Below are 25,585 nucleotides of genomic sequence, written 5' to 3' on the forward strand. Positions count from 1 at the left end.
TGAGCAGCCCGCAGGGATGTGCACGCCGGCCGAGTAGCTCGCAGGGATGCGCATGCCGGCTGACCAGCCTGCAGGGATGTGCATGCCGGCCGAGTAGCCCGCGGGGAAGTGCATGCTGGTCGAGTAGCCCCGCAGGGGCGTATCGAGACCCACCGTCATCAGCAGGGTGGGTCGGCAGACACGCCCTCCTGACGTGGGTGCATCTCGCATGCCCGCTGCGCGGGCTACTCGATCAGCATGGAGCGCCTTTTGCGCGTCCCTGGCGCACAGCGATCGCGTCGTCGGGCCCCGACGCTAAAGTGACGTTCTGTCGATATTCGAGACGGGTCACCTTCGCCGAGACCTCCTTTCCGAGCTTCGGGCCGCCCGCCTCTCGAGGGAGAAGGAGCCGTCATGAGCGACGAGAACGTGCCGGGACCTCGCACTGAGCGCCTGCGACCGGGGGTGTACGCGACACGGGACGGCAACGTCACGACCGTGATGGCGTGGCCGCGAGCGCTTGCGCTCGGCGACGGCGCGGACGTCGACGAGCGCCTCCGGCAGCTCGTCGAGGGCGGGCCGGGCGATGCCGACGATCCCGTCACTGTGCGGCTGCGCGAGGACGGCTGGCTCGTCCAGGAGTTCGGGGACGACGACGGTCCGGGCTTCGTCGTCCGCCCGCTGCGAGCCGCGGTCGAGCCCGCTGCTGCACTGTCCGCCGACCTCGACCTCTCGAGGTTCGCCGTGGTCCGCCGCGACGGCGCCGACCTGCTCGTCGAGTCCCCGCTGGCCAGCGCCGAGATCGTGCTGCACCGGCGGCCCTTGCTCGCCGACGCGCTCTCGGGCTCCGGCGGTCTCGCCGCCGCTCTGCGCCGCGAGCTGCGCCGGCACGGCTTCCTCGCCCTGCCGGATGGACCGGAGGACACCGAGTACCGCTACCGGCAGTGGGCACCCCACGAGCTGCTCTTCCACGACCGGAGCCGGCAGGGCTACCGCGGCCCGGTCGCCGACTTCGGCGGCACCTGGTGGGGCCAGAAGGCGGGCTTCCCCCCGGAGGGTGCCGCTCCGGTCCCGTTCGGCGGGCGCCGGGTCGCCTTCCCCGCAGTCGATCTCGCCGCCCTGCGCGCGAGTGACCCGCCCTACGCCGAGGTCGTCGAGCGCCGGGCGTCCCTGCGCGACCACGACGACGCCGCGCCGATCGACGTCGCCGAGCTCGGGGAGCTCCTGTTCCGGACGGATCGGGTCCGCGGGCTGCGCGTCGACCACGGGACGGAGGTGGTCAGCTCGCCGCGGCCGTCCGGCGGCTCGCTCGCAGAGCTCGAGCTGTACCTCGCCGTCTCGCGCTGCGCCGGGCTCGGGCCGGCGTTCTACCACTACGACGCGCACCGCCACGAGCTCGAGGAGGTGTGCGGCATCGGCGCTCCCGCCGTGCGCCGGATGGTCCAGGTCGCGAGCAGGGTCGCGGCGACGGGGGTCCCTCCGCAGGTCCTCATCGTCGTCTCGGCCCGCGTCGGCCGCGTGATGTGGAAGTACCAGAGGATGGCGTTCGAGCTCGTGCTGAAGGACACCGGGGTCCTCTACCAGGCGCTCGCCGGGGCGTGCAGCGCGATGGGGCTGGCGGGCTGCCCGCTCGGCACCGACGACCCGGTCGCCTTCGCCGAGGCGACCGGTCGCGACCCCCTGCTCGAGTGCAGCGTGGGCCAGTTCATCGTCGGGTCGAGCCCGCGACCGGTGACGGCGGTGGCGCGATGACCCTCACCGTGGACACCAGCGCCTGCGTGATCGACCACGAGGGCCGCACGTACGGCATGACCGACGCCGGCGACATCGAGCTCGCCGGCGAGGTCGCGGGCTGGATGCGCGTGATCGCCGCGTGGATCCTGGCCGACGACGACGTCGAGGAGCGGGCGCGATCACTCGATCCGGCCCGGGCCGACCAGGTCCGGCGCGTGCAGAGCGCGATGCTCAGTCTCGGCCTCCTCCGGGCGGCTCCCGTCGCCGGTCGTGTCCGCCTCCTCGGGGAGACGGAACTCCTGCAGCGCGCGGTGGCGCGGAGCGGACGAGCACTCCCCGAGTCCTGGCTCGCCGTCGGTCCGGTCGAGGGGCGGTGGCTGATCGACGGCGTCCGCGAGCACCCGGAGCGCACGTACGGGGCGGTACTCCTCCGCGACGGCGCGGCGCTCGTCGTCGGCCCGGCGCCCGGGGCGGAGCTGCTCCCGGTGCTGGTGGCAGCGGCAGAGCGCGGGGTCGAGGCGGGCAGGCCCGAGGGGCACGTGCTCCGGCTGGCCGTCGCCCAGCTGGTCCGCCGGACAGCGTCCGATCGCACGGATCCGTGGCGGGCCACGACGGTCACTGCGGACGGAACCGTGCTCACCCGGATCAGCCCGCACCCGTGGCAGGCCGGGCAGCCGGAGGCGACCGGCCCGTTCGAGGAGCGCGCGATGACGCTCGTCGATCCCGACTTCGGGGTCGTCCGGCTGATCGAGGAGGCGGACCTGCCGCAGGTGCCGCGCCACCACTCCCGAGCCCTGGTCGCCTGCGACGCCGTCGTCGACCGGCGCGACGTCGAGGTCGTCGGCGAGGGCGCCGACTTCGCGGAGGCACGGGCGGACGCCGTGCGCCGGGCACTCGCGGTCCGCGCGGAGTCGGTCCTCGATCCGCGTCGGGTGCTCGACGCCGCAGGACGCGCCGTCGCTGCGCCGACCGCGACTGTCGAGGAGCTGCGCGCAGCGGTCCGCGACCTCGTCACCGCACCGGCGGAGGGCACCGTGCCGGGCCGACGCCTGGCCGACGGCGCGACCGTCCGGGTCCCGGTCTCCCTCGCCTTCCGCTGCTCGGACGCCGCGCCTGCGGCGGGCGGCCTCGGGGTCGCCGACACGGAGGAGGAGGCGCTGAGGCTTGCGCGGGAAGCGGCTCCCACCTCCGATCCCCGGGCCGTCGTGGTCGACCTGGACCACGATCCCGTCGTCGCGCGACTCGGGCTCGTCGTCCGGAAGGTGGTGATCCTGCCGTGAGCGCCAGCGCGGTCGAGGAGGCGGATCCCGCGGACGACGGACTGCTCCAGTGCACGCTGGCCGGCATCGGCGCGCTGAGCGGGGTCGCCGTCCGGGCGTCCGACACCTGGCGGATCCCGAGCCGCCCCGCGGCGGACGTCCCGTGGCTGCCCGTGCACGTCGAGGTGAGCCGCATCGTGATCGGGCCCCTCGTCCGTCCCGGACTCCCGGGCTGCCCGCAGTGCCTGGCGCTCCGCCGGGAACGCCTCGGCGGCGCGGAGCCGTGGCGGGTGCGGCTGCGGGCGGAGTACGCGGAGCAGCTCGAGGGCCGCCGCCCCGAGGCGCTCGACGAGCTGGCGGCCGACGTCGCGGCGATCGCGCTCGAGCGCCTCCTGGCCCGGGAGTGCGAGGCGGCGGGCGCCCAGCGCCGGGTCGCGGTGGTCCGCCTCGACACCCTGGAGGTGGAGTCGCACGCCTTCCTCCCCGAGCCCCTCTGCGAGCTCTGCGGCGACCTCCCGGAGGACACCGCCGCGGCTGCCCAGCACGTCCTCGCGCCGCAACCCAAGTCGACCCCGTTCGGCGCTCGGATCCGAGACGTCGTGAGCGAATCCGACGCGCTCCGCTCGCTCTACATCGACCCCTTCTGCGGGACGATCGCCGCCACGCGCCGCGGGGACGAGGGCGGGCTGGTCATGGCGGCCGCCCCGATGCCGATGCGGCTCGACGGCCTCGTCGAGCCGGGCTACGGGCGCGGCCGCGACTACCGGTCCGCCGAGGTCACCGCCGTGCTGGAGGCGCTCGAGCGCTACGGGGGAGTCGCGCCGGGCGGGCGCCGCTCGACGGTGCGGGGGAGCTATCAGCAGCTCGCCGCCGACGCCGTGCATCCCGACGTCTTCGGCCGCCATCCGGACGAGTCCTACGACGATCCGGCCTTCCGCTACCGGCGGTTCGACGAGGACGTGCCGATCCAGTGGGTCTGGGCGCACTCCTTCGCCGAGGGCCGCGCGCGCCTGGTCCCCGAGGCCCTCGCCTACTACTTCTCGCAGCGACTGCGCGGGGACGACCCCGTGTCGTACTACGAGGTCTCGAACGGCTGCGCGCTCGGCTCCTCCTGGGAGGAGGCCGCCCTGCACGGCCTGCTGGAGACGGTCGAGCGCGACGCGTTCCTCTGCACCTGGTACACCCGCAGCACGCCCGCCGCCATCGACCTGACCAGCTGCCGCGACCCCCTCGTCCCCGCTCAGGCGGCGGCGATCACCGCGGCGACCGGCTACGACGTCACCGCCTTCGACGTCACGACGGACTGGGGCATCCCGGCGGTGTGGCTGCTGGCGACGCGGCAGGGCGGCTCCGGACCGGCTGCGCTCTGCACCGCCGGGGCGGGCCTGGACCCCGAGCGCGCTCTGCTCGGCGCGATGAACGAGCTCGGTCCGATCCTGGCGGACCTCCTCCGGCGCTACCCGGGCGAGGAGGCGCACGCCGCGCAGATGGTGCGCGACCCCTCCGCCGTGCGGACGATGCTCGACCACTCCGCCCTCTCCGCGCACCCGGACGCCCGCCACCGCCTCGACTTCCTCCGCGGCGGTCCGACGATCCGCGCCGACGACATCGGCGGAGCGGACCGCGTGCGCCCGGACGCCGCGGACCTGGCGGTCGATCTCCGCGCTGCGGTGGACCGGATCGGCGAGGTGCTCGTCGTCGACCAGACCACGCCGGAGCACCGCACGGGCGGGTTCGCCTGCGTGAAGGTGCTCGTGCCGGGCGCCGTGCCGATGACCTTCGGCCACCGCAACCGCAGGATCGACGGGCTTCCCCGGCTCCTCGAGCTGCCGCGGCGGCTCGGCAGGCTCGACCGCGACCTGCTCCCGGACGAGCTGAACCCCGACCCGCACCCGTTCCCGTGACGTCCGCATCAGGGAGCGGAGCCGCGCGGAGCGAGCCGGGTCTCCGCCGGAGCTCGGAGGTCGCCCATCCGCGCCGTCCCGAGACCGCCGACCCGCGGCGGCGGGAGCGCATCCTCGACGCCATGCGCGATCTCGTCCTCCGCTGGGGCTACCGCAAGGTCTGCATGCAGGACGTGGCCGACGCCGCGCACGTCGGCAAGGGCACGCTCTACCTGCACTGGAGCAGCAAGGACGAGCTCCTCGACGCCGTCCTCGTCCGCGAGGCTGGCCGGATCGACGCCGAGCTCGGGGCGGCCCTCCTGCGCCGGCCGGAGCTGGTCGCGTTCGGCCTCACGGCCGCGATGCTCTACCACGGGACCATGGCGGTGCCGCTGCTCGGCGCCTACAACCGAGGGGACAGCGCGGTCCTCGGCTCGCGCGGCGCCCGGCCCGGAGCGCCCGACCGGCTCGGGCTCTCGCTCGTCTCCCGGCTCTCCGACCCGGGCTACCTCGGCGTTCTCAGCCGGCACCACCTCGTGCTCGGCGACGCGCGCTCGGAATCCGGGCGGCTGGCCGTCAAAGCGGTCGTCGGCGGCTTCGTCCTCCGGCCGGAGGGGGCCGGCGACGCGGATCGCAACGGCGACTGCGCCCGGCTCCTCGGCACGGTCCTGCAGCGGTCCTTCGGGCAGCCGGCCCACGACCGGCACGCCGAGTACGCGGCGGCGGTCGCCGAGACGGTCTCGCCGGAGGGCCGGTGGGCTGCCCCTCCGGCGTCGCCGCGGACAGCAGAAGGCTCCCGTCCTGCGTGAAGCGGGACGGGAGCCCGGTGCGGCACGCGGAGGGACGCGTGCTCGCGAGCCGTGCCGAGCGGTCGACCGGCGCGCACTCGGCGCTCAGGCGGCGGGGCCGCCGCAGCAGATGTAGCAGACGCAGTTGGAGTCGGCGAGCTCCTTCATGCCGTGACCGGCGGTGAGGGACTCGACGACCCCGCCCTGGTCCGCCACCTCGAACACGGTCATCGGCAGGTCCCGAACGTCCGTCAGGTGCTTCTCGTTCATGGTCTCTTCTCCTTCGCTCGGTGCGCGTCGCGCCCGGGTCGATCCCCGAGGCGTCTCCTCGACTCTGCGCCGGTCAGCGTCGGGCCCACCCCTCCGATGAACGGATGACCGGGATCCGCGCTCGGTCATCCGGCCGCCGGGGGCCGTCCGTGGTGGCGCTGCCATCCGCCAGATGGCGGGCAGATGCGCGTCGCCGTCCGGATGACTCCGGGCCGCTGCGTCGGCAGAGTGGCCGGTGGCGTCGATCCCCTCGCGGGGAGTCGCCCCACCCGCACTGCCTGTCGAAGGAGACACGATGCACGTCCACGGACCCACCACGAGATCCCGCCGCCTGACGTCGGCACTGGCCGCGGCCGCGGTGGTGCTGCTGCCGCTGACCGGCTGTCAGAGCGCGACCTCGTCACCCCCGGCCGGCGAGCGCCCGGCCGAGTGCGACGGCGTCGGGCTCACCCGCGTCGGCTACTCGCCGTACTCCAATTCGGGCGGCTACTTCCCGCTGGTCGAGAAGGGACTGCAGAGCGTCCTCGGCGACTGCGGCATCGACGTCGTCACCTCCGACCCCGACGGCGAGTCCGGCGAGCAGGTCTCCGGCATCGAGAACCTCGTCGCCGCCGGCGCCAAGGCGGTGATCGTGTGCCCGACGGACCCGAAGGCGATCTCGCCGGTGGCACGCCGCCTGGCGGGGCAGGACGTCCTCGTCATCGGCCTCGCGACCGACATCCCCGAGGCGGACGTCGTCTTCAACCTCGACGACCGCGCCTTCGGCGAGCTCGAGGGCGAGAGCGCCGGCGGCTGGCTCGCGGCGAACCGCGCGGACGAGAAGCCCACCGTCGCGATCCTGCACCAGGACTCGGGCGGTGCACCGCTGATCGCCCGGCACGAGGGCGTGATCGCGGGGCTCGACGCGGCGCTCGGGGAGGGGGAGTGGACGCTCGTCAGCGAGGTCGAGGCGTATCAGGAGGACACCGGCAACGCGCAGACCTCGACCGTCCTGCAGGCGCACCCCGATCTCGACCTGATCGTCGGCCTGAACGACTCCAGCGCGCTCGGGGCGCTCTCCGCGGTCAAGGCCTCGGGACGCACCCCGGGCGAGGACGTGGCGATCGTCACGGGCGGCGAGGACGCGCGGATCCTCCAGGGCGTCCTGTCCGGGGAGGTCGTCTCGACGGTGGGACTCTTCCCGGTCCAGCAGGGCGAGATCATCGCCCGAGCGGTCCTCGAGCTCTCCTCGGGCGGCGACGTGGAGCGCGAGCAGATCGTGCCCGTCGAGCTCGTGACGGCGGAGAACGCCCAGGGGATCCTGGACTCCCTCGGATGACGGCACCGCAGGGCAGCGCCGCCGTCCTCACCGTCCGCGGAGTGAGCAAGTCCTTCGGCGGGGTCGCGGCCCTCACCGGCGTCGATCTCACGGTGCGCGCGGGCCGGATCCTCGGACTGGCCGGCGCCAACGGGGCGGGCAAGTCCACCCTGATCAACATCCTGACCGGCCAGCTGCCACCCGATTCCGGCGAGCTGCGGGTGGACGGGGAGCCCGTCTCGTTCTCCAGCCCTCGGGAGGCGCAGCAGAAGGGCATCGGCGTGGTGCGCCAGGAGCTGGATCTCGTTCCCGATCTCACGATCGCCGAGAACCTCTTCCTCGGCGATGAGCGGGTGTTCCAGCGGGCGCTGCGGCTCGACCGGCGGCGGATGCGCGAGGCCGCTCGCGCGCTGCTGCGCCGGATGGGGCTCGAGAACGACGTCGACACCCCGGTGCGCGACGTGTCGATCGGCGACCGCCAGCTGATCGCGGCCGCCCGCGCGCTGCGCAGCGCCGGATCCGTCCTGCTCCTGGACGAGCCGACGTCCTCGCTCACGCCGTTCGAGGCGGCTCGCCTCTTCCGCGTGATGCGCTCGCTCAGCGACGAGGGCGTCGGCGTCGTCTTCATCTCGCACCGGCTCGACGAGGTCGTCCAGCTCTGCGACAGCATCGTCGTGCTGCGGGACGGGCGCGTCGCCGGCGAGTTCGGCGCCACCGCCGCCGTGCTGCCGCAGGTGGTCGACGCCATGGTGCCCGGCTCCGCCGCGGTCACCCGGGTCGAGCGGGCGGCCGTCTTCGGCGAGCCCGCCTTCGTCGGCAGTGCTCTGGTGGTCAAGGGACGCCCGCCCGTCGACCTCGCGATCCGGCGGGGCGAGGTGCTGGGCGTCTTCGGGCTCGTCGGAGCGGGCAAGTCGTCGATCGGCCGCTCGATCGCCGGGCTGGAGGCCCTGCACTCCGGCTCGATGCAGCTGGCCGGCCGGCCCTACCGTCCCCGCTCCGCCGCCGCCGGCTTCGCCCGCGGTGTCGCGTACCTCTCCGAGGACCGCCGCAGCGAGGGGATCCTGCCGCACCTCAGCGTGCGGCGGAACATGATCGTCCGGGCGCCGCGGAACGTCGCTCGAGGCGGGGTCTTCGACCGGCGCGCGGTGACCGCCCTCGTCGCCGAGATGACGTCCCGGCTGCGGATCAAGGCCGCGAGCGACGCCCTCGACATCCGCTCGCTCTCCGGCGGCAATCAGCAGAAGGTCCTCGTCGGGCGCCTGCTCGCCGAGGACCTGTCCCTGCTCGTCCTCGACGAGCCCACCCACGGCATCGACGTCCGGGCCAAGGCCGATCTCATCGACACGGTCTGGGATCTCACCGCGCAGGGCGTCGCCGTCCTGCTCATCAGCTCGGAGATCGCCGAGCTGCGCGCCGCCTGCGACCGGATCGTCGTCGTCCGCAACGGCGCCGTCGTCCGGGAGCTCCCGGCGACCACAGCCACCGAAGGAGAACTCATGTCCGCAGCGACCGGAGGCGTGTCATGACCCGCCTCGACACGCCCGTTCCCGGAGTGGCCCGCGCTCCGCGCCGCGGGTTCGACCAGGAACGCCTCGCCGCGATCGTCCTCCCGGTGGCGCTGGCCGTGATGATCGTCGTCTTCGCCGTCAGCTCGACGACGTTCTTCACCGTGGACAACCTCTTCGTCGTGTTGCGGCAGTCGGCGGTGCTCGGCGTCGCGGCGATCGGCGCGACGATCATCCTGATCGCCGGCCGGCTCGACATCAGCCAGGGCGCGCTGATCGCGGCGTCCGGGATCACCTGCGTCTCGCTCCTGCAGGCCGGGCTGCCGCCGCTCGTCGCCGTCCTCGGGGCGATCGCGCTCGGGGCCCTGCTCGGCCTCGTCAACGGCGTCCTGACCGAGAGCCTCCGGATCCCGGGGTTCATCTCGACGCTCGCGGTGGCGCTGGTGGTGCGCGGTGCCGCTCAGGTCTGGACCAGCGGGCAGTCGATCGCGGCGCCGGTCGTGGAGGGCTTCGACCTCCTGCTCTGGGTCGGCACCGGGTCGATCGGTCCGCTCCCGGTCGCGGTGGTGCTCGTGACCGTCCTCTACGTCGTCGCGTGGCTCGTGATGCGCACGACGACCTGGGGGCTGCGCTCCTACGCGATCGGCTCGTCCGGGCGGGCCTCGAGGGTCGCGGGGCTGCGGGTGAACCTGCACGCGATGCAGGTCTTCGTGGTCGCCGGGGCGCTCTCGGCGGTGGCCGGCGTGCTCCTCGCGGGGCGGCTCGGCTCCGGATCCGCGAACAACGGCCAGGGCGCCGAGTTTGACATCTTCGCCGCGGTCGTGCTCGGCGGGACCTCGCTCTTCGGCGGCCGCGGCAGCATTCCGCGCACGGCGCTCGGCATCGTCTTCCTCTCGACGCTGAGCAACGGCCTCGTGATCCTGAATGTATCGTCCTACTGGCAGGGCATCGCGACGGGGACCGTGCTGGTGCTCGCCCTGGCGATCGACCGGTTGCGAGCACGCGATGACGAGTGAGGCTGTGACGCATGGAGGGTCTTCTCCGGCGGCTGTCCGAGGGCGGCGAGAGCGGTGCGGACGCGCTGCGCGTCGTCAGCTTCTTCGACAAGCTCCAGCAGTTCCGGGCCGGGATCGACGAGCTGGTGCGCTCGACGGCGATGCTGATCGGGACCGAGGCGGGGTTCGCCGGTCCGGGCGGCGGCTGCGGCTTCGACAGCCTCGGACGCGCGAGGCCGCACGATCCGCCGACCGGGGCTATCAGCACGGCGATCGGCGGGGGCACGGCGGACGCCGGCCTGGTCTGGGTGGCGCCCGCGAGCAGCGACCCGGACATGGCGCAGCTGATCCTCGAGCGCATGTCCCTGACGGCGGCCACGATCCTGATCCGGCAAGCCGACGCGGCCCGGCTGGGCGACGGCGAGCCGCTGCGGATGCTCATCGAGGCGCTGCCCTCGATCACGGAGCACCGGGAGGAGGCGCTCCGGCGGCTGGGCTTCCGGCCGGACTGGCGCGTGCGCGTCGTCCTCGCCCGGGGCGCGAGCGGACCGCTCTCGGATCCGCGCGGCTGGCGGGAGTGGTGCGGGCCGGAGCACCGCTGCACCGCTCCCGTGCGCTTCGGGACGGCGCACGCGGTGCTGCTGCACGGTCCCGGGACACGTCCGGGCACGCTCCCCGTGGGTGCCGAGACCGTCGCCGTCGGCGCGACGGCCTCGGCGCTCTCGCCGCGGGACTCCTACCTCTCCGCGCTGCGCACGCTGCGGCTGTGCTCGCCGGTGCTCGGTCCGCGCGCGCTCGCGTACGACGCGCTCGGCTCGCTGCGCTGCCTCGCCCGGGTCTCCCCGGCGGAGGCCGCCGGCTCCGAGCTCGTGCAGCGGATGCGGCTCCTGGTGCGGACGCCCATCGGTCTGGGCGAGATCCTCGCCCTGGACGCGTACTGCCGCCACGCGAACGTCCGCGCGGCGGCGACGGAGCTCCTGCTGCACCACAGCTCTCTGGGGCACCGGCTGAAGAACGTGGGCGCGAAGCTGGGGATCGACGTGTTCGACGCCGTGCAGCGCAACGACGCGTGGCTCGCGCTGCAGCTGCTGCGCATCGCCGAGGCGGAGCCGGACGAGGCGTGAGCGCCCTGGGCGCGGCAGGCGGTGGTCGCCGTGGACGCTGAGCTCGCCGCCGCCACCGAGCTGATGCTCCGGCCCGATCTGAACGACGTCGAGGGCACCCGGCGACTGATGGGCTCGTCGACGATGCAGCCGTCGTCCGCCGAGATGGTGTTCGGCGGGTCCGTCGCGATCGAGTCGCGCTCGGTGCGCCTCGACGGACACGACATCGGCCTCCGGCTCTATCGCCCGTCGGCGTCGGTCGGTTCCGCCCTGCTCTTCCTGCACGGCGGCGCCTTCGTCGCGGGGGACACCCTCTCCGAGAACGCCCGGTGCCTGCGCTACGCGGGGGACGCGGGCTGCCTCGTCGTCTCGGTCGACTACCGACTCGCGCCGGAGCACGCGTATCCGCACGGCCTCCGCGACTGCCGGGCGGTGCTCCGGTGGATGATCGAGCGAGCGGCCGAGCTCGGGATCGATCCCGCCCGGATCGCGGTCGCCGGCGTCAGCGCGGGCGGGGCACTGGCGGCGGGAGTGAGCATGCTCGCCCTCGACGAGGGCGAGCGGGTGCCGCGGGCGCAGCTGCTGCTGTTCCCCGTGCTGGACGACCGCCTGCACAGCACGTCGATGCGGGAGTTCGACGCCACGCCGGTCTGGGACAACCGCAACGCCGCGGTCATGTGGCGGCTCTACCTCGCCGGTGCGCCCGCCGACGAGTACGCGGCACCGGCGCGACGGGAGTCGCTGCTCGGACTGCCCGAGACCTATCTCCTGGCCGCAGAGCTCGATCCCCTGCGCGACGAGGCTCTCCGATTCGGAGCGCGGCTCCTCGAGGACCGGGTCCCCGTCGATCTGCGGCTCTGGGCCGGCACGTACCACGTCTTCGATCAGCTGGTGCCGGACGCCGCCGTGTCGCAGGCCAGCCTCGAGGATCAGGTGCGGTTCCTCCGGCGGACGCTGCGGCCCTGAGCCCGGGCGTCGGCGCGTCGGTCAGCCGGTGTCTTCGCCCGGGCGCGCGGCGTCCACTGCTCGCGCGGCCAGGCGGGCGAACGCCGCGCGGAGCTCGACCGGCTCCACATCGGTGATCGGCGCGTCGAAGCGGGCGATCGACGCGGCGACGCCGGGCCAGGACCAGGAGCCGACGCGGATCCGGCAGCGGCCGTCCGGCTCGACGCTCAGCGTGCCGTCGCCGAGGTACGGGGCGATCTGCACGGCGTCGGCGTCGAGGATCGCCGAGCCCCCGCACGGCCAGGTGTCCGCTCCGGTCGAGCCCTTGAATCGGGCGGAGAGGAACACTGCGGGGTCACCGCCGGGCACCGTCCGCGGGGTGAAGGCGGCGCCGGTGTGACTGCGGAGCCGGATCCGGTCGACCCGGTAGGTGCGCCAGTCGTCGCGCTCGGGAGTCCAGCCGATCAGGTACCAGCGGCCGCCGGCGAGGACGAGGTGGTGCGGCTCGGTGGCGCGCACGGCGTCGGTCGGTCCTGCGGGCGAGTCGTAGTCGAACCGCAGGGTCAGCGCGTCGCGGATCGCGTCGCCGATCCGCAGCAGCACCCCGGCGTCGGCGTGCGCCTCGGCCGGGCGGGTCGCGGTGCCGGCGCTCGCCGCGAGTCCGTCGATCCGGTGCGCGAGGCGGCTCGGCAGCAGTCGGCGGATCGTCCGGAGCGCCCGCTCGGCCGCCTCGTCGAGGTCGGTGCCGAGGGCGCCGGCGGTCCGCAGCGCCAGGGCGATCACGACGGCCTGCTCGTCGTCGAAGAGCAGCGGCGGCAGTTCCGTGCCGGCGGCCAGGCGGTAGCCGCCGTCGGGGCCGCGCGTGGTCTCGATCACGTAGTCCAGTTCGCGCAGCCGCTCGACGTCGCGCCGGACGGTGCGCTCGCTCACCTCGAGTCGCCCCGCCAGCACCGGTGCCGACCAGTCGCGGCGCGACTGCAGCAGCGACAGGAGGGTGAGCAGCCGCTTCGAGGTGGAGGGCGAGGAGGAGGTGGGCACGGATCGATCATCGCGCGCGAAGCGGACGTTCCCTGGCCGGTACCGACGAGATCGTGTTCTCAAGCCCCGGAGGAACGGGGAGAACCGCGGCCCCACCACCGCGCAGCGAAGGAGCACACCCATGACCGCAGCAGTCGTCGCCCACCTCAACTTCACCGGAGCGGCCCGCGCCGCCCTCGAGTACTACGCCGCCGTCTTCGGCGGCCGGGCCGTCGTCCGCACCTACGGCGACTTCGGGATGCCGGCGGGCCTGCCCGACACCGATCGCGTCGTCCACGGCCAGGTCGTCGGCGCGGGCGGCTTCACCGTGATGGCGTACGACGTCCCCTCGAGCGAGGCGGACCTGCAGGCCGGAGCCACGCGCCGCGAGAACGGCACGACGATCACCGACCGTCCCTTCTTCCTGGCGCTGCAGGCCGCGACCCTCGAGGAGGCGACCGTCCACTGGGACGCGCTCGCCGAGGGAGCGAGCGTCGTCGAGCCGCTCGCGGCGTCGGCCTGGTCGGCCGGGTTCGGCATGCTCACCGACCGCTTCGGGGTGGTCTGGGTGATCAGCGTCGTCGAGCAGCAGGGCTGAGCGCGGGGCGGGTGGCCGTGTGGCGCGGCCGCCCCTGCCCTCCGGCGCGAATTCCGGGCGACGGATGGCTTTCCGGAGCGCTCTGGGTACTATGTCCCGACGCGGTGGGAGTCCCCTCCTCCGCGCCCGCGGGTCCCAGGCCCGCCCCTCAGCTCCACACCCCAGCCCCACCAGCCCCAGCCCACAGACGAACGGGAGACGGATGCGCACGACGCGCCCTTCGACGGACCACTCCGCCGCGGACGAGTCGGCGCGCACGCCGCGACCCCACGTCCGGCACGGACGGCAGAAGCGCCACAGCCTGCCGCGGACCCTCGTCAAGGCCGCTGCGACCGTCTCGGGAGTGGGCATCGTCGCCTCGATCTCGATCGTCGCGATCGCCGCGACGCTGCTCGTCCAGTCCGCCCAGCCGTCCGTCAGCCTGCACCCGATCGCGGCGGGCTCCGAGGTCGCGGCCGGCTCGGTCCCCGAGATCGGCGCCCTCGAGGGCGGCTTCAACGTCCTCGTCGTCGGCAGCGATTCGCGCCAGGGTCAGGGCGACGCCTACGGCGACCCGGACGAGGAGACCAGCGTCCTGAACGACGTCAACATGCTGATGCACGTCTCGGCCGACCACAGCAACGCGACCGTCGTCAGCTTCCCCCGCGACATGTACGTCGACATCCCGTCCTGCGTCAACGCGGTGACGGGGGAGACCATCCCCGCCCGCTACGACACCAAGATCAACGAGGCGATGGGCAAGGACGTCAGCCTCGGCTGCGTCGCCGGCGTCGCGGAGGAGCTGCTCGGCGTCCGGGTCGACTACGGCGCGGTCGTGCAGTTCAACGGCGTCATCGAGATGTCGAACGCGATCGGCGGAGTCGACGTCTGCGTCGCGACCGAGATCGCGGATCCGTACACGAACACCTACCTCGAGCCCGGCGTGCACTCGCTCGAGGGCATGGCCGCGCTGCAGTTCCTCCGCAGTCGGCACGGCATCGGCGACGGCAGCGACCTGACCCGGATCAGCAACCAGCAGGTCTTCCTCTCCTCGCTGGTCCGCCAGGTCAAGAGCGCCGACACGCTGCTCAACCCGGTCGCGCTCTACGGACTCGCCAAGGCCGCCCTGGGCAACATGACGCTCTCGGACGAGCTGAACAACGTGAACACCCTCGTGCAGATGGGCCTCGCACTGAAGGATGTCGACATCGCGAACGTGGTGTTCGCCCAGTACCCGACCGGCTCGGTGTCCGGCGGCGTCGTCCCCGACCGTACGGCCGGCGACGTGCTCGCCACCGCACTGCAGACGGACCAGCCGATCGCCCTCACCGGCGGCACCGGCGCCGGCGCGACGACCACGGGTGAGCCCGCGGCCCCTGCGGCGACCGAGGCCCCCGCCGCCGGCCCCGCCACGACCGATCCGCTCGCGACCGCTGAGGCCACTCCCGGCGCCACCGCCGCGCCCGGCACCCCCGCAGCCGGCGCACCGGTCGAGCTTCCCGAGGCGATCACCGGCCAGCCCGCCGATCAGCAGACCTGCTCGGTCGGGTTCTTCGGCTGACGCCGGAGGCGGATCCGATGACCGACCCCGTCGTCTCGCGCAGGACAGCGGCCCGTCACGGGCGGCTGCGACCGCGCAGCGGGCTCCGGTTCGCCGGGCGGATCCTCGCGGCCTGCGTCGGCGTCGGCGTGCTCAGCACGATCTCGATCGTGGTGATCGCCCTCTCGATGATCGCGGGCAGCGCGCGGCCCTCCGTCGACCTCGGCATCGGCTCGACCGACGCCGGCTCCGCGATCCCGGAGATCGGGGCGATCGAGGGCGGCGTCAACATCCTGCTCGCGGGCAGCGACAGCGCCGAGGGCTCCGCGGCGGGCGCGTACGGCGACCGCTCCGAGAACCTCAACGACGTCACGATGCTGATGCACATCTCGGAGGACCACTCGACGGTCGAGGTGATCAGCTTCCCCCGGGACATGTACGTGCCGATCCCGTCCTGCACCGACCCGGCGACCGGCGCGGTCTCGGACGCGCTGCGCTCCGCCAAGATCAACACGTCGCTCAGCTACGGCGGGCTCGCCTGCACCGTGCAGACCGTCGAGCAGCTCACCGGCCTCGACATCCCCTACGCCGCCCTCATCCAGTTCGACGGCGTGATCGAGATGTCGAACGCGGTGGGCGGGGTCGACGTCTGCGTCGCCACCCCGATCGAGGACGAGTACACCGGTCTGAACCTCACCGCCGGCACGCACACGCTCGTCGGCGCGGAGGCGCTCGCCTTCCTGCGCACCCGGCACGGCGTCGGCGACGGCAGCGACCTCACCCGCATCTCCAGCCAGCAGGTGTACCTGTCGTCGCTGGTGCGCAAAGTGAAGGACGCCTCGACGCTCTCGAACCCCGTCGCCCTCTACGGCCTCGGCAAGGCGGCCGTGTCGAACATGCAGCTCTCCACGTCGCTCGAGAACGTCAACACGCTGGTCTCGATCGGCCTCGCGGTGAAGGACGTGGACCTCGCCAGCGTCGTCTTCGTGCAGTACCCGACCTTCATCGACGGCGACGGCGTCTACCCGAGCGAGGAGGCGTCGGCGACGCTGAACGCCGCGCTCCTGGCCGACCAGCCGATCGCCCTCACCGGCACCACCGGCGGCGGCTCGGAGTCGGCCGACGGGTCGACTCCCGCCGCGACCGACTCGGCGGCTCCCTCGGATCCGGCCACCTCGGACCCCGCTGCGACCGCGGACCCGGGGACGCCGGCTCCGGGCGAGACCGCGGTCGCCCTCCCGAGCGACGTCTCCGGCCAGACCGCCGACCAGCAGACCTGCACCGTCGGCCGCACCCTCGACGAGCAGTAGCGCCGCCGCGCCGGGTGTCACGCCCTGCTCCCGGGTGCGGTTATAGTGGTCGTCGTGCGTTCGCCTGGCGAGCGCTCAGGAGACGTCGCATAGTCCGGTCGAGTGCACCACCCTGCTAAGGTGGAGAACCCTTTATTGGGTTCCGTGGGTTCAAATCCCACCGTCTCCGCAGTGTTCTTCGAGCCCACTGGCTGCCCGACGTTCTTCGAGCCCACTGGCTCCCCGACTGTGGTCACTGTGGGTCACCAGTCGCATCTTCGGTCGTGGGCTGTTGACCGGCGCAGAGGCGTGCCGCGCACTCGACCCTGGCGCGACAGTCGGGCGCCGTGGTGCGCCGACCGCGATCGTGTCGCGTTCGATCGACCAGCGTCGGGCCACGCCGTGACTGCGCCGATCACCGCGGGTTCGAGCGAGAGCTCGACACGGTGTCCTCTTCCCTCGTTCGCCGTGCGCGGCCCGAGCCGCTCCGAGCGGCTTCGACCGGCTAGCCTGGCGGGATGTCCAGTGCGATCCTCGAGGCCCTGTCCGCAGCTCCCGCCCGGCGGGACGTCGCGTCGATCCGCGGGGCCCTCGCGGAGGTCTCGATCGGCGACTCGGTGCGGGTGCTCGTCCGCTCGCCGCGCTACGGGCTCTACGGCATCGAGGGCGTCGTCCGGCAGGCGGTCGGCGGGGAGCTCGTCGTCGCCGACGTCTTCCTCAACACGGGGACCGAGATCCAGAGCATCGCGCTCGCGCCCGAGCCGGAGGCGGGCGCCGACGGCGACCGCTCCGTCGACGGGCTCGCGCACGGAGACCCGGTGCGGGTGACCTTCTCGACGCCGACGATCGGCTCCTTCACGGTGACCGGGCCGCTCACCGCCGGCGGCCGCGACCCCTACCTGCTCGTCGGCAGCTGGATCGTCGCCGAGGACGCGAGCGCCGCCCGCCACGTCGACCGGATCGAGCGGCTCAGCGACGTCGCCCTGCACGTCAAGCACGTCCCCGGGCACCGCTCGGCGGCCGTCGAGGAGTAGCGGGCACGCAGCGCGACAACGCCCGGCGTCAGGTCTGGCAGCGCGGGCACCAGTAGGTGACCCGCAGCTGCAGCTCGTCGTCGCCGAGCTCGCCGCGGCGGATCGCGGTGCCGCAGCGCCGGCACGGCTTGCGGTCGCGGCCGTAGACCCAGAGCTGCTGGCCGGGCCGGAGGTTGCCGGTCGTCGTCCGCTCGATGCGCTCGCGGTTGACGGTGATCAGCTTCTTCGCGAGGGCGATGGTGCGGACGAGGTCGCCGCTCTCGCCGACGAGACGCGTGGGCAGCACACCGCGGAGGAAGCAGAGCTCGGCCCGGTAGACGTTGCCGAGCCCGGCCATGATCCGCTGGTCGAGCAGCGCCAGGCCGATCGGCCGCTCCGGGTCGGCGGTGAGGCGCCGCAGCGCCTCGTCGGCGTCCCAGTCCGCACCGAGCAGGTCGGGGCCGAGGTAGCCGACGACGTCCTCCTCCGCGGCGCGCGGCACGATCTCGAGCAGGCCGAGTTCGAAGCCGACGGCCTGCCACTCGTCCGTCTCGAGCACGATGCGCGCCTGGAAGGCGGGGCGGTGCCACTTCGGCCGGTCGCCGGTCAGCGAGTAGAGGTGCCAGCTGCCCTCCATCTTGAGGTGCGAGTGGATCACCGCGTCGCCGATGCGCATCAGCAGGTGCTTGCCGCGCGGGACGACCGAGTCGATGGTCTCGCCGGTGAGGTCCACCGTCGCGAACTTCGGCACCCGGACGTCGCAGCGGGTCAGCACCTGCCCGTCGAGAGCGTCGGCGAGGTTGTGGGCGGAGCGGTAGACGGTGTCACCCTCGGGCACGGGCGCTCCTCTCGTGGCGGCCGGCGCTCACGCGCGCAGCCTCAGGCCGCGCGGGTTCGCGACGAACCCGGCGGCGGTCAGGGCGTCGCCGAAGGGCGTGCCCAGGGCGAAGACGCCGTCGATCTTCTCGACGGTGAGCTTCTCGACCCCGCGGGAGCGGACCAGCTGGGCGAGCGCTCCGGCCGCGTCCGCGAGGACGGTCTCGTCGGCGGAGAAGGTGAGCGCCGTCTTGCCGCCGCGCTCGAGGTAGACGGCGAGCTCGCCGTCGACGACGGCGACCAGGGCGCCGGCCTTGCGACCGGGCCGGTGGCCCTCGCCCTGCGGCCACGGCAGTGCCGCGCCGAACGGGTTCGCCGGGTCGGTCGCGGCCAGCGCGAAGACGGGCCGCGCTCGCTGCTGGGCCTCGTCCTGCGGCGCGAAGGTGCGCAGCCGGTCGACGCTGCCCGCGGTGCCGAACTGCGCGGCGCCGAGCTTCTCGATGAAGTAGCCGCGGCGGGCGCGGCCCTGCTGCTCGAAGCCGCTGAGCACCTTGTAGGCGAGCGCGAAGCCGCCGAGCACCCCCTCCGCCTGGACGGAGCCGCGGGTGACGATGCCGTAGCGCTCGAGCAGCGTCTCGCCGAGCGCGTGCCCGCGGATCGTCGCGTCCGACTCGGCCAGCGGCACGATCGACCAGCGGCCGCCCGCGGTGGGCGGGCCGACGCGGGTCGCCATGGTGGGCCGGGCGGTCATCCGGCCGCGGGGCGCCCTGGCGCGGGCGGGGGCGCGCGGCTGCCGGTGCGCGCCGCCGGTCGAGCCGACGAGGGTGCGCAGCGGAGCGAGCGTGTCGTTCGTGAGCAGGCCCGCCCAGACCAGCTCCCACAGCGCCTCGACCAGCGTCTTGTCGTCGGTGGAGCCGACCGCGTCGGAGAGCTGGCGGAAGAAGTAGCCGCCGCCGGAGCCGAGCACGCCGACGATCTCCTGCTGCAGCTCGCCGAGCGGCACCGCCTCGGCCGCGGGGACGGGCAGCGTGAGTCCCGCGGTGTCGGCGAGGTGCAGGCTCACCCAGCCGTCGTTGCCGGGCAGGGTGCCGGCGCCTGCCCAGAGGACCTCGCCGGTCGCGGTCAGCTCGTCGAGCATGGCGGGCGAGTAGTCGCGCACCCGGGCGGGGAGGATCAGCGACTCCCAGGCCGAGGCGGGGATGGGCGCACCCGCGAGCTGGTCGATGACGGAGGCGACGCCGTCGATGCCGCGCAACGAGCCGCCGAGGTGCTGCCAGGCCGGCAGGAAGCGACCGTAGGCGGCGGCGTCGACCGGCTCGACCTCCTTGCGCAGCGCCGCGAGCGAGCGGCTGCGCAGGCGCCGCAGCACCTCGCTGTCGCACCACTCGGAGCCGGTGCCGTTCGGGCGGAACTCGCCCTCGGAGACGCGCCGCTCGCCGGAGAGCCGGCGGAGCGTGTCGTTGACGACCGCGACGCCGAGACCGAGCCGCTCGGCGACGGCGACGGCGGTGAAGGGGCCGTGGGTGCGCGCGTAGCGGGCGACGAGGTCGCCGAGCGGGTCGCGCACCGGGTCGATGAAGGCGACGGGGACGCCGATGGGCAGCGGCACGCCGAGGGCGTCGCGCAGGCGCGAGGCGTCCTCCATCGCGGCGTAGCGCTGCTCGCCCGCGAGGCCGACCGGCAGGACGCGCTTGGCGCGGACCAGCTCGGCGATGATCGCGTCGAGCGTCGCGCGCGCGATCGGCTCGGCCTTCGCGACGTCGGCCGACGTCACCGACTCATCGACGAGCCGCTCGCCCAGCTCGTCGATCGTCAGCGGGCCGAGCAGGCGGAGCAGGTCGGCGGCGCCCTCGAGCCCGCGCAGGCGCCGCTCCGGCTCGACCCGCTGCAGCTCGCGCTCGATCTGCGCGAGCACCAGCGGGTCGAGCAGCTCGCGCAGCTCCGCGCGGCCCAGCAGCTCGCCGAGCAGCGTCGCGTCGACCGAGAGCGCGGCGGCGCGGCGCTCGGCGAGCGGGCTGTCGCCCTCGTACATGAACGCGGCGACGTAGCCGAACAGCATCGAGCGGGCGAAGGGGCTCGCCGTCGGCGTCTCGACCTCCAAGATCTGCAGCTCGCGCCCGTCGAGCCGTGCGGCGAGGCGCAGCAGGGCAGGCAGGTCGTACACGTCCTGGAGGCACTCGCGCACCGTCTCGAGGATGATCGGGAAGGTCGGGTAGGTGCGCGCCACGTCGAGCAGCTGGGCGGCGCGCTGGCGCTGCTGCCAGAGCGGCGAGCGCTTGCCCGGGTTGTAGCGGGGGAGCAGCAGCGCCCGCGCCGCGCACTCGCGGAACCGGGCGGCGAAGAGCGCCGAGCCGCCGACCTCGCTGGTCACCAGCTGCTCGAGCTCGTCGCGCTCGAAGAGGAAGAGCTCGGCGCCGGGCGGCTCGGACTCGGTGTCGGGGATGCGCACGACGATGCCGTCGTCGCCCGCCATCGCGGCGCCGTCGACCCCGTGCCGCTCGCGGACGCGCGCGCCGACGGCGAGGGCCCAGGGGGAGTGGACCTGCATGCCGTAGGGGGAGTGCAGGACGAGACGCCAGTCGCCCAGCTCGTCACGGAAGCGCTCGAGGACGAGCGTCCGGTCGTCCGGGATGCGACCGGTGGCCAGGCGCTGCTCGTCGAGGAAGGAGAGCAGGTTGTTGGTCGCGTACTCGTCCAGGCCCGCGGCGGTGCAGCGCTCGCGCGCGGTCTCGACGGCCGCGCCGCCGATCTCGCGGGTGAAGGCGCCGATCGCCTCGCCGAGCTCGGCGGGCCGGCCCTGCGAGTCGCCCTTCCAGAACGGCAGGCGTCCCGGCTCGCCGAAGGCGGGCGTGACGATGACGCGGTCGTAGGTGATCTCCTGGATCCGCCAGCTGGTCGCGCCGAGCGCGAAGACGTCGCCGACGCGCGACTCGTAGACCATCTCCTCGTCGAGCTCGCCGACCCGGTTGCCGGTCGAGCCGGGCTCGCCGACCATGAAGACACCGAACAGCCCGCGGTCCGGGATCGTCCCGCCGCTGGTCACCGCGAGGCGCTGCGCTCCGGGACGGCCGGTGAGGGTGTTCTCGTCGCGGTCCCAGACGACGCGGGGCCGCAGCTCCGCGAACTGGTCGGAGGGGTAGCGGCCGGAGAGCAGGTCGAGCGTCGCCTCGTAGGCCGAGCGCGGCAGGGCGACGAAGGGGGCACTGCGGCGGACGGTGTCGAACCACTCGTCGACGTCGAGCGACTCCAGCGCCGTGGCGGCGACCGTCTGCTGCGCGAGGATGTCGAGCGGGTTGGCCGGGACCATGATCGCCTCGATCAGGCCGGCGCGCATCCGCTCGGTGGTGACGGCGGAGTGCAGCAGGTCGGCCCGGTGCTTGGGGTAGAACGAGCCGCGGGAGACCTCGCCCACCTGGTGGCCGGCCCGGCCGACGCGCTGGAGCGCGCTGGCGACCGACGGCGGCGTCTCGACCTGCACGACGAGGTCGACGGCGCCCATGTCGATGCCGAGCTCGAGGCTCGAGGTGGCGACCACGCAGCGCAGCCGGCCCGACTTGAGGTCGTCCTCGATGATCGCCCGCTGCTCCTTGCTGACCGAGCCGTGGTGCGCGCGGGCGAGGAGCGGCTCGTCCTCGGGTGCGGCCTGGCCGGTGCCGCTGGTCGCTCCGGCGGCGCCCATGGTGGCGGCCGGAGTGCGGCGGGCGGAGGCGCCGACGACCCCCTCGAGGAGCGCGCCGACCGCGACCGGCTCCCCGGCCTCGCGGGAGCGCTCGGCCTCGGCCTCCCGCCGCTCCGCGTAGATCTCGTTGAGCCGGGCCGTCAGCCGCTCGGCCAGCCGCCGCGAGTTCGCGAAGACGATCGAGGAGGTGTGCGCGAGCACCCGGTCGACGATCGACTCCTCCACGTGCGGCCAGATCGAGCCGCTCTGCGGACCGGTGGCGCCCATGGTCGAGCCGTCCTGCGAGGCGGTGGAGCCAAGCTCCGACATGTCCTCGACGGGGACGACGACGCTGAGGTCCCACTGCTTCTCGGAGACGGGGGCGACGATCGTGACGGGCGAGCGGCCGGCCAGGAAGCGCGCGACCTCCTCGCGCGGACGGACCGTGGCCGAGAGCCCGATGCGCTGCACGGGCTTCGGCAGCAGCGCGTCGAGCCGCTCGAGCGAGACCGCGAGGTGCGCGCCGCGCTTGGTGGAGGCGACCGCGTGCACCTCGTCGACGATGACCGTCTCGACCCCGCGCAGCGACTCCCGCGCCGCCGAGGTGAGCATCAGGTAGAGCGACTCGGGGGTAGTGATCAGGATGTCCGGCGGCGTCTTCTGCAGCACCCGGCGCTCGGCCGCGGGCGTGTCTCCGGAGCGGACGCCGACCGTGACCGTCGACGGCGCGCTGCCGATGCCCTCGGCGCTCAGCCGGAGCGCGGTCTGCGTGACGCCGACCAGCGGCGAGCGGAGGTTGCGCTCGACGTCGACGCCGAGCGCCTTCAGCGGCGAGACGTAGAGCACGCGGGTGCGGTGCTGCGGATCCTCCGGCGGCGGGCCCTGCACGAGCCGGTCGATCGCCCAGAGGAACGCCGACAGCGTCTTGCCCGAGCCGGTGGGAGCGACGACGAGGGCGTGCGCGCCGCTCGAGATCGCCGACCACGCGCCCTCCTGGGCGGCCGTCGGCGCCGGGAAGGCGCCCTCGAACCAGGCCCGGGTGGCGGGGCTGAAGCGATCGAGGACGTGCGGCATGCGTGAATCCTCCCTGCCACCACCGACATTGCCGTGCGCGGGCCCCGCGGACGAGCCCTTGACGAGCGGCCGCGAGGTCTCGTGATCGTCGGGCGGCACCGGGATCAGGCGAAGCCCAGCCGCACGAAGGTGCCGATGTCGGCGAGCTCGGCCTGGCTCACGCCGTGGGCCACCCCCTCGTACACGCGCGCGTCGAGCGCGGTGTGCGCCGGGAACCACTCCGCCGCGGCCGCGACCAGCTCCGGCGGGATGACGGCGTCGAGCGTGCCGCGCCCCCAGAACACCGGCGGCCGCTTCTCGGCGAGGACCTCGTCGGCCGCGTCGCCCTCGGTGAGCGGCACCACGAAGCCCGAGAGGGCCACCGCGAACGCGAACCGGCCCGGGGCGCGCCGCAGCAGCTGCACGGCCAGCGCCGCGCCCTGCGAGAAGCCGAGCAGCCCGACGGGACCGTCGTGCTCGAGCGCGTCGAGCCAGTCGAGGACGCCCTGCGCCGCCGCCTCGACCGCGACCGGGTCGGCCCGGGGCTGGTCCGGGTCCAGCGGCACCCGCAGCGGCCACCAGGCGTTCGCGCCGCCGTCGAGGGCCAGCGGAGCCCGGAGCGACGCGAGCACCGGCTCCAGCGGCAGGTAGACGCCGAGGGAGAACAGGTCGCCCTCGTGCGAGCCGTAGCCGTGCAGGAGCACCAGGAGGGGCCGCCCGGCCCGGTCCTTCGCGGAGGAGGACCACAGCACTGCGTTCGCGTCGATAGCCATCGGACCATCATCGCCGAGCCCGCCGGATGCGAGCCGAAACCGGACTGACATGAACGTCGGGTAAGAATGGCCCTATGAGCGTGCGTACCCCTGATCCCAACTCCGGGTGGCTGTCCGACGATGAACTCGCCGAGATCCGCCGTCGGCTCCCGCTGCTGTACGTCGAGGCGGTGCCCGTCCGCGTCGACGGACTCGGCCAGGTGACCGAGGTCGGGGTGCTGCTCCGGGCGACCGCCTCGGGGCAGATCACGCGCACCATCGTCTCCGGCCGGGTGATGTACGGCGAGACGCTCCGCGACGCGCTCTTCCGCCACCTCGAGAAGGACCTCGGCCCGATGGCGTTCCCGCTGCTGCCGGCAAGCCCCCTGCCCTTCCACGTCGCCGAGTACTTCCCCATGCCCGGCATGGGCCCCTTCACCGACGACCGGCAGCACGCCGTCTCGCTCGCCTACGTCGTCCCCGTCACCGGCACCTGCGACCCCCGCCAGGACGCCCTCGAGCTGACCTGGATGACTCCGGACGAGGCCTGCTCCGACGCCGTCTCCGCCGAGATGGAGGGCGGGCGCGGCGCCTTGCTGCGCGCCGCACTCGCATCGGTGGGGAAGCTTCGATAGCGCGCAGCGTGCCTTCTTGCGCGCCGCGGGGCGGCGCGCCGCAGTCGGCTCTCGCAGGTGGTCGGGTTCTGTAGAGCGTCCGACGTCCGCCTAGCGGAATTCGCTGGCACGCGAATTCCGCCTCCGGCTCGAAGCGCGCTCTCGCGCCGAGAGTCGGGGCGAGGGGGCTTCCCGCCTCTGGGCTCAGTGGTGGCCGCAGTTCTCGGGTCTGAGAGGCCTTCGACCTGAGCCGGCCGTGCTCTCGCGCGGGCACGCCGATGGGACGGGAGTTGCGCTCGGACAGACCATTCTGCGTCAGCAGGAAACTCAGCAGTGGGGGAGCGGGGTCGTCGAACGACTCGCGAACGATCTGCGAGCGGAGTTCCCGGCGATGAAGGGCTTCTCTCGTCGCAACCTGCTCTACATGCGCGCATTCGCCGCCAGCTGGCCTGAGCCGGGAATCGTGCAACAGCCTGTTGCACGATTGCCCTGGGGCCACATCACCGTGCTCCTCGACCGGCTCGACGAACGTGATGCACGCGACTGGTACGCCGAGACGGCGGTGGAGCGGGCCTGGTCACGGAACATGCTGGCCAACCAGATCATGAACCGCACCCGCGATCGGATCGGCGCGGCACCGACCAACTTCACGGACCGACTCACCCTGTCCGACTCGGACCTCGCGCGGGAGCTCGCGAAAGACCCCTACGTGTTCGACTTCCTCGACCTGTCCAAGGACGCCGCAGAGCGAGACCTCGAGCAGGCCCTCATGGATCGCATCGTCGACACCCTCCGCGAGCTCGGCGCGGGCTTCGCATTCGTCGGCCGCCAGGTGCATTTCGATGTCGACGGTGACGACTTCTTCCTCGACCTGCTGTTCTTCCATGTGGACCAGCTCCGGTACGTGGTCATCGAGCTCAAGACCGGCAGATTCCAGCCCGAGTACGCGGGCAAGCTCGGCTTCTACGTCGCCCTCGTCGACGACAGACTCCGCAGGCCGGCACATGCTCCGACGGTGCGGATCCTGATCTGCGGCAGCCGTAACGAGCACACTGTCAGATACTCGCTGGGAGGCGCCGAATCGCCGATGGCGGTGTCGACCTACTCGTACGACAGTCTGCCGGCGGCAGAACGAGCCGTCCTGCCCGACGCCGAGCGACTCGCTGAAGCTCTCGACTGGGAACGAGAAGCCCCGGCCTGACGACAGTCGGAGCAGCGCCGACTGCCGTTCCTCCTTCGCCACCGCCGCAGAAGAAGCAGCCTCTCCCAGAGACGACGAGGCCGGGACCCCGACCCGCGACTCCGTCGCGGGAGGACTCCCGGCCTTCCTCATCTGTCTTCGTGCAGTCGTCGCGGCACGCCCACGTCGTCAGACGCGCCCCCGGACCGGCCGCCCCTCACGAGGCGGAGCGGCGATTCGCGTGCCAAGCGAATCGCCGGAGCCGTTCGCAACCCGCTCTGCAGAACGCGACCGTCCACCCAGCCGACTGCGGCGCGC

At 73.6% G+C, this 25,585-nt stretch carries 20 protein-coding genes and 1 tRNA gene; 16 read left to right on the top strand and 5 right to left on the bottom strand.

Going from position 1 to position 25,585, the window contains the following annotated elements:
• The first annotated feature begins 393 nt into the window (after window positions 1-393).
• From EDF22_RS01990 to EDF22_RS20635, 4 genes are all read left to right on the top strand, one after another.
• A complete protein-coding gene (locus EDF22_RS01990; protein WP_123702036.1) occupies window positions 394-1,731 on the top strand; it encodes a SagB family peptide dehydrogenase in 1,338 nt (445 codons plus the stop codon).
• Entirely contained in the window at window positions 1,728-2,993 is a 1,266-nt protein-coding gene (locus tag EDF22_RS20630; protein WP_185038665.1) for a hypothetical protein, read from the top strand. Before EDF22_RS01990 ends, EDF22_RS20630 begins: the two co-directional genes overlap by 4 nt.
• Window positions 2,990-4,876, top strand: a complete 1,887-nt coding sequence (locus EDF22_RS02000; RefSeq protein ID WP_185038667.1) for a TOMM precursor leader peptide-binding protein — start codon at window positions 2,990-2,992, stop codon at window positions 4,874-4,876. Before EDF22_RS20630 ends, EDF22_RS02000 begins: the two co-directional genes overlap by 4 nt.
• A 122-nt stretch (window positions 4,877-4,998) precedes the next feature.
• Window positions 4,999-5,664: a TetR/AcrR family transcriptional regulator gene (locus EDF22_RS20635; protein WP_185038670.1), complete on the top strand. Its 666-nt coding sequence runs from the start codon at window positions 4,999-5,001 to the stop codon at window positions 5,662-5,664.
• Between the two features lie 84 nt (window positions 5,665-5,748).
• On the opposite strand, the gene EDF22_RS02010 is transcribed toward EDF22_RS20635, so the two are convergent.
• Window positions 5,749-5,913 (bottom strand): thiomuracin/GE37468 family thiazolyl RiPP peptide, encoded by a 165-nt coding sequence (locus EDF22_RS02010; RefSeq protein WP_123445007.1) that lies wholly within the window; start codon window positions 5,911-5,913, stop codon window positions 5,749-5,751.
• A 295-nt stretch (window positions 5,914-6,208) separates the two neighbouring features.
• Between EDF22_RS02010 and EDF22_RS02015 the strand changes: the two genes are divergently transcribed.
• From EDF22_RS02015 to EDF22_RS02035, 5 genes are read left to right on the top strand one after another with little or no spacing between them, the layout of a single operon-like run.
• On the top strand, window positions 6,209-7,231 hold the full coding sequence (locus EDF22_RS02015) for a sugar ABC transporter substrate-binding protein (RefSeq protein WP_123702042.1): 1,023 nt from the start codon (window positions 6,209-6,211) through the stop codon (window positions 7,229-7,231).
• A complete protein-coding gene (locus EDF22_RS02020; RefSeq protein WP_123702043.1) occupies window positions 7,228-8,736 on the top strand; it encodes a sugar ABC transporter ATP-binding protein in 1,509 nt (502 codons plus the stop codon). The genes EDF22_RS02015 and EDF22_RS02020 overlap by 4 nt, the downstream gene beginning before the upstream one ends.
• Window positions 8,733-9,731: an ABC transporter permease gene (locus tag EDF22_RS02025; RefSeq protein WP_123702045.1), complete on the top strand. Its 999-nt coding sequence runs from the start codon at window positions 8,733-8,735 to the stop codon at window positions 9,729-9,731. Before EDF22_RS02020 ends, EDF22_RS02025 begins: the two co-directional genes overlap by 4 nt.
• Window positions 9,732-9,742: 11 nt before the next feature.
• The gene (locus tag EDF22_RS02030; RefSeq protein WP_123702047.1) at window positions 9,743-10,834 is read left to right on the top strand and encodes a helix-turn-helix domain-containing protein; all 1,092 of its coding nucleotides are present in this window, start codon (window positions 9,743-9,745) and stop codon (window positions 10,832-10,834) included.
• A gap of 30 nt (window positions 10,835-10,864) precedes the next feature.
• Window positions 10,865-11,779, top strand: coding sequence for an alpha/beta hydrolase (locus EDF22_RS02035; protein ID WP_148059084.1), 915 nt, complete (start codon window positions 10,865-10,867; stop codon window positions 11,777-11,779).
• 21 nt (window positions 11,780-11,800) lie between these two features.
• Here EDF22_RS02035 and EDF22_RS02040 read toward each other — a convergent pair whose 3' ends face one another.
• Window positions 11,801-12,796 carry a YafY family protein gene (locus EDF22_RS02040; RefSeq protein ID WP_123702051.1) on the bottom strand — a complete coding sequence of 332 codons (996 nt, stop codon included), beginning with the start codon at window positions 12,794-12,796 and terminating at the stop codon, window positions 11,801-11,803.
• Window positions 12,797-12,917: 121 nt separating this feature from the next.
• Between EDF22_RS02040 and EDF22_RS02045 the strand changes: the two genes are divergently transcribed.
• The 5 genes from EDF22_RS02045 (at window position 12,918) to EDF22_RS02065 (ending at window position 17,215) form a co-directional block, all read left to right on the top strand.
• Window positions 12,918-13,373, top strand: a complete 456-nt coding sequence (locus EDF22_RS02045) for a VOC family protein (RefSeq protein ID WP_123702053.1) — start codon at window positions 12,918-12,920, stop codon at window positions 13,371-13,373.
• Between the two features lie 202 nt (window positions 13,374-13,575).
• Window positions 13,576-14,913 carry an LCP family protein gene (locus tag EDF22_RS02050; protein WP_123702055.1) on the top strand — a complete coding sequence of 446 codons (1,338 nt, stop codon included), beginning with the start codon at window positions 13,576-13,578 and terminating at the stop codon, window positions 14,911-14,913.
• 17 nt (window positions 14,914-14,930) lie between these two features.
• Window positions 14,931-16,202: an LCP family protein gene (locus tag EDF22_RS02055; RefSeq protein ID WP_123702057.1), complete on the top strand. Its 1,272-nt coding sequence runs from the start codon at window positions 14,931-14,933 to the stop codon at window positions 16,200-16,202.
• A gap of 78 nt (window positions 16,203-16,280) precedes the next feature.
• A tRNA-Ser gene (locus EDF22_RS02060) sits at window positions 16,281-16,371 on the top strand.
• 328 nt (window positions 16,372-16,699) lie between these two features.
• Window positions 16,700-17,215, top strand: coding sequence for a hypothetical protein (locus tag EDF22_RS02065; protein ID WP_123702058.1), 516 nt, complete (start codon window positions 16,700-16,702; stop codon window positions 17,213-17,215).
• 28 nt (window positions 17,216-17,243) lie between these two features.
• On the opposite strand, the gene EDF22_RS02070 is transcribed toward EDF22_RS02065, so the two are convergent.
• The 3 genes from EDF22_RS02070 to EDF22_RS02080 form a co-directional block, all read right to left on the bottom strand.
• Window positions 17,244-18,032, bottom strand: coding sequence for a DNA-formamidopyrimidine glycosylase family protein (locus tag EDF22_RS02070; RefSeq protein ID WP_123702060.1), 789 nt, complete (start codon window positions 18,030-18,032; stop codon window positions 17,244-17,246).
• Window positions 18,033-18,059: 27 nt separating this feature from the next.
• The gene (locus EDF22_RS02075) at window positions 18,060-22,742 is read right to left on the bottom strand and encodes an ATP-dependent helicase (protein ID WP_123702062.1); all 4,683 of its coding nucleotides are present in this window, start codon (window positions 22,740-22,742) and stop codon (window positions 18,060-18,062) included.
• Between the two features lie 104 nt (window positions 22,743-22,846).
• Entirely contained in the window at window positions 22,847-23,494 is a 648-nt protein-coding gene (locus EDF22_RS02080; RefSeq protein WP_123702064.1) for an alpha/beta hydrolase, read from the bottom strand.
• A gap of 74 nt (window positions 23,495-23,568) precedes the next feature.
• On the opposite strand from EDF22_RS02080, the gene EDF22_RS02085 reads away from it, so the two are divergent.
• Both EDF22_RS02085 and EDF22_RS02090 read left to right on the top strand, forming a co-directional pair.
• Complete coding sequence (locus EDF22_RS02085) at window positions 23,569-24,108, top strand: NUDIX hydrolase family protein (RefSeq protein WP_123445016.1); 540 nt, start codon at window positions 23,569-23,571, stop codon at window positions 24,106-24,108.
• Window positions 24,109-24,343: 235 nt separating this feature from the next.
• The gene (locus EDF22_RS02090; RefSeq protein WP_260302624.1) at window positions 24,344-25,288 is read left to right on the top strand and encodes a YhcG family protein; all 945 of its coding nucleotides are present in this window, start codon (window positions 24,344-24,346) and stop codon (window positions 25,286-25,288) included.
• Window positions 25,289-25,585 lie beyond the last annotated feature (297 nt).

The sequence above is a fragment of the Rathayibacter sp. PhB127 genome (genome assembly GCF_003751665.1).
In the GTDB taxonomy this organism is placed as follows: Bacteria; Actinomycetota; Actinomycetes; order Actinomycetales; family Microbacteriaceae; genus Rathayibacter; species Rathayibacter festucae.

Coding starts and splice junctions, on each gene's coding strand:
- EDF22_RS01990 (WP_123702036.1), top strand. CDS start 394: ATGAGCGACGAGAACGTGCCGGGACCTCGCACTGAGCGCCTGCGACCG.
- EDF22_RS20630 (WP_185038665.1), top strand. CDS start 1,728: ATGACCCTCACCGTGGACACCAGCGCCTGCGTGATCGACCACGAGGGC.
- EDF22_RS20635 (WP_185038670.1), top strand. CDS start 4,999: ATGCGCGATCTCGTCCTCCGCTGGGGCTACCGCAAGGTCTGCATGCAG.
- EDF22_RS02010 (WP_123445007.1), bottom strand. CDS start 5,913: ATGAACGAGAAGCACCTGACGGACGTTCGGGACCTGCCGATGACCGTG.
- EDF22_RS02015 (WP_123702042.1), top strand. CDS start 6,209: ATGCACGTCCACGGACCCACCACGAGATCCCGCCGCCTGACGTCGGCA.
- EDF22_RS02020 (WP_123702043.1), top strand. CDS start 7,228: ATGACGGCACCGCAGGGCAGCGCCGCCGTCCTCACCGTCCGCGGAGTG.
- EDF22_RS02025 (WP_123702045.1), top strand. CDS start 8,733: ATGACCCGCCTCGACACGCCCGTTCCCGGAGTGGCCCGCGCTCCGCGC.
- EDF22_RS02030 (WP_123702047.1), top strand. CDS start 9,743: ATGGAGGGTCTTCTCCGGCGGCTGTCCGAGGGCGGCGAGAGCGGTGCG.
- EDF22_RS02045 (WP_123702053.1), top strand. CDS start 12,918: ATGACCGCAGCAGTCGTCGCCCACCTCAACTTCACCGGAGCGGCCCGC.
- EDF22_RS02050 (WP_123702055.1), top strand. CDS start 13,576: ATGCGCACGACGCGCCCTTCGACGGACCACTCCGCCGCGGACGAGTCG.
- EDF22_RS02055 (WP_123702057.1), top strand. CDS start 14,931: ATGACCGACCCCGTCGTCTCGCGCAGGACAGCGGCCCGTCACGGGCGG.
- EDF22_RS02065 (WP_123702058.1), top strand. CDS start 16,700: ATGTCCAGTGCGATCCTCGAGGCCCTGTCCGCAGCTCCCGCCCGGCGG.
- EDF22_RS02075 (WP_123702062.1), bottom strand. CDS start 22,742: ATGCCGCACGTCCTCGATCGCTTCAGCCCCGCCACCCGGGCCTGGTTC.
- EDF22_RS02080 (WP_123702064.1), bottom strand. CDS start 23,494: ATGGCTATCGACGCGAACGCAGTGCTGTGGTCCTCCTCCGCGAAGGAC.
- EDF22_RS02085 (WP_123445016.1), top strand. CDS start 23,569: ATGAGCGTGCGTACCCCTGATCCCAACTCCGGGTGGCTGTCCGACGAT.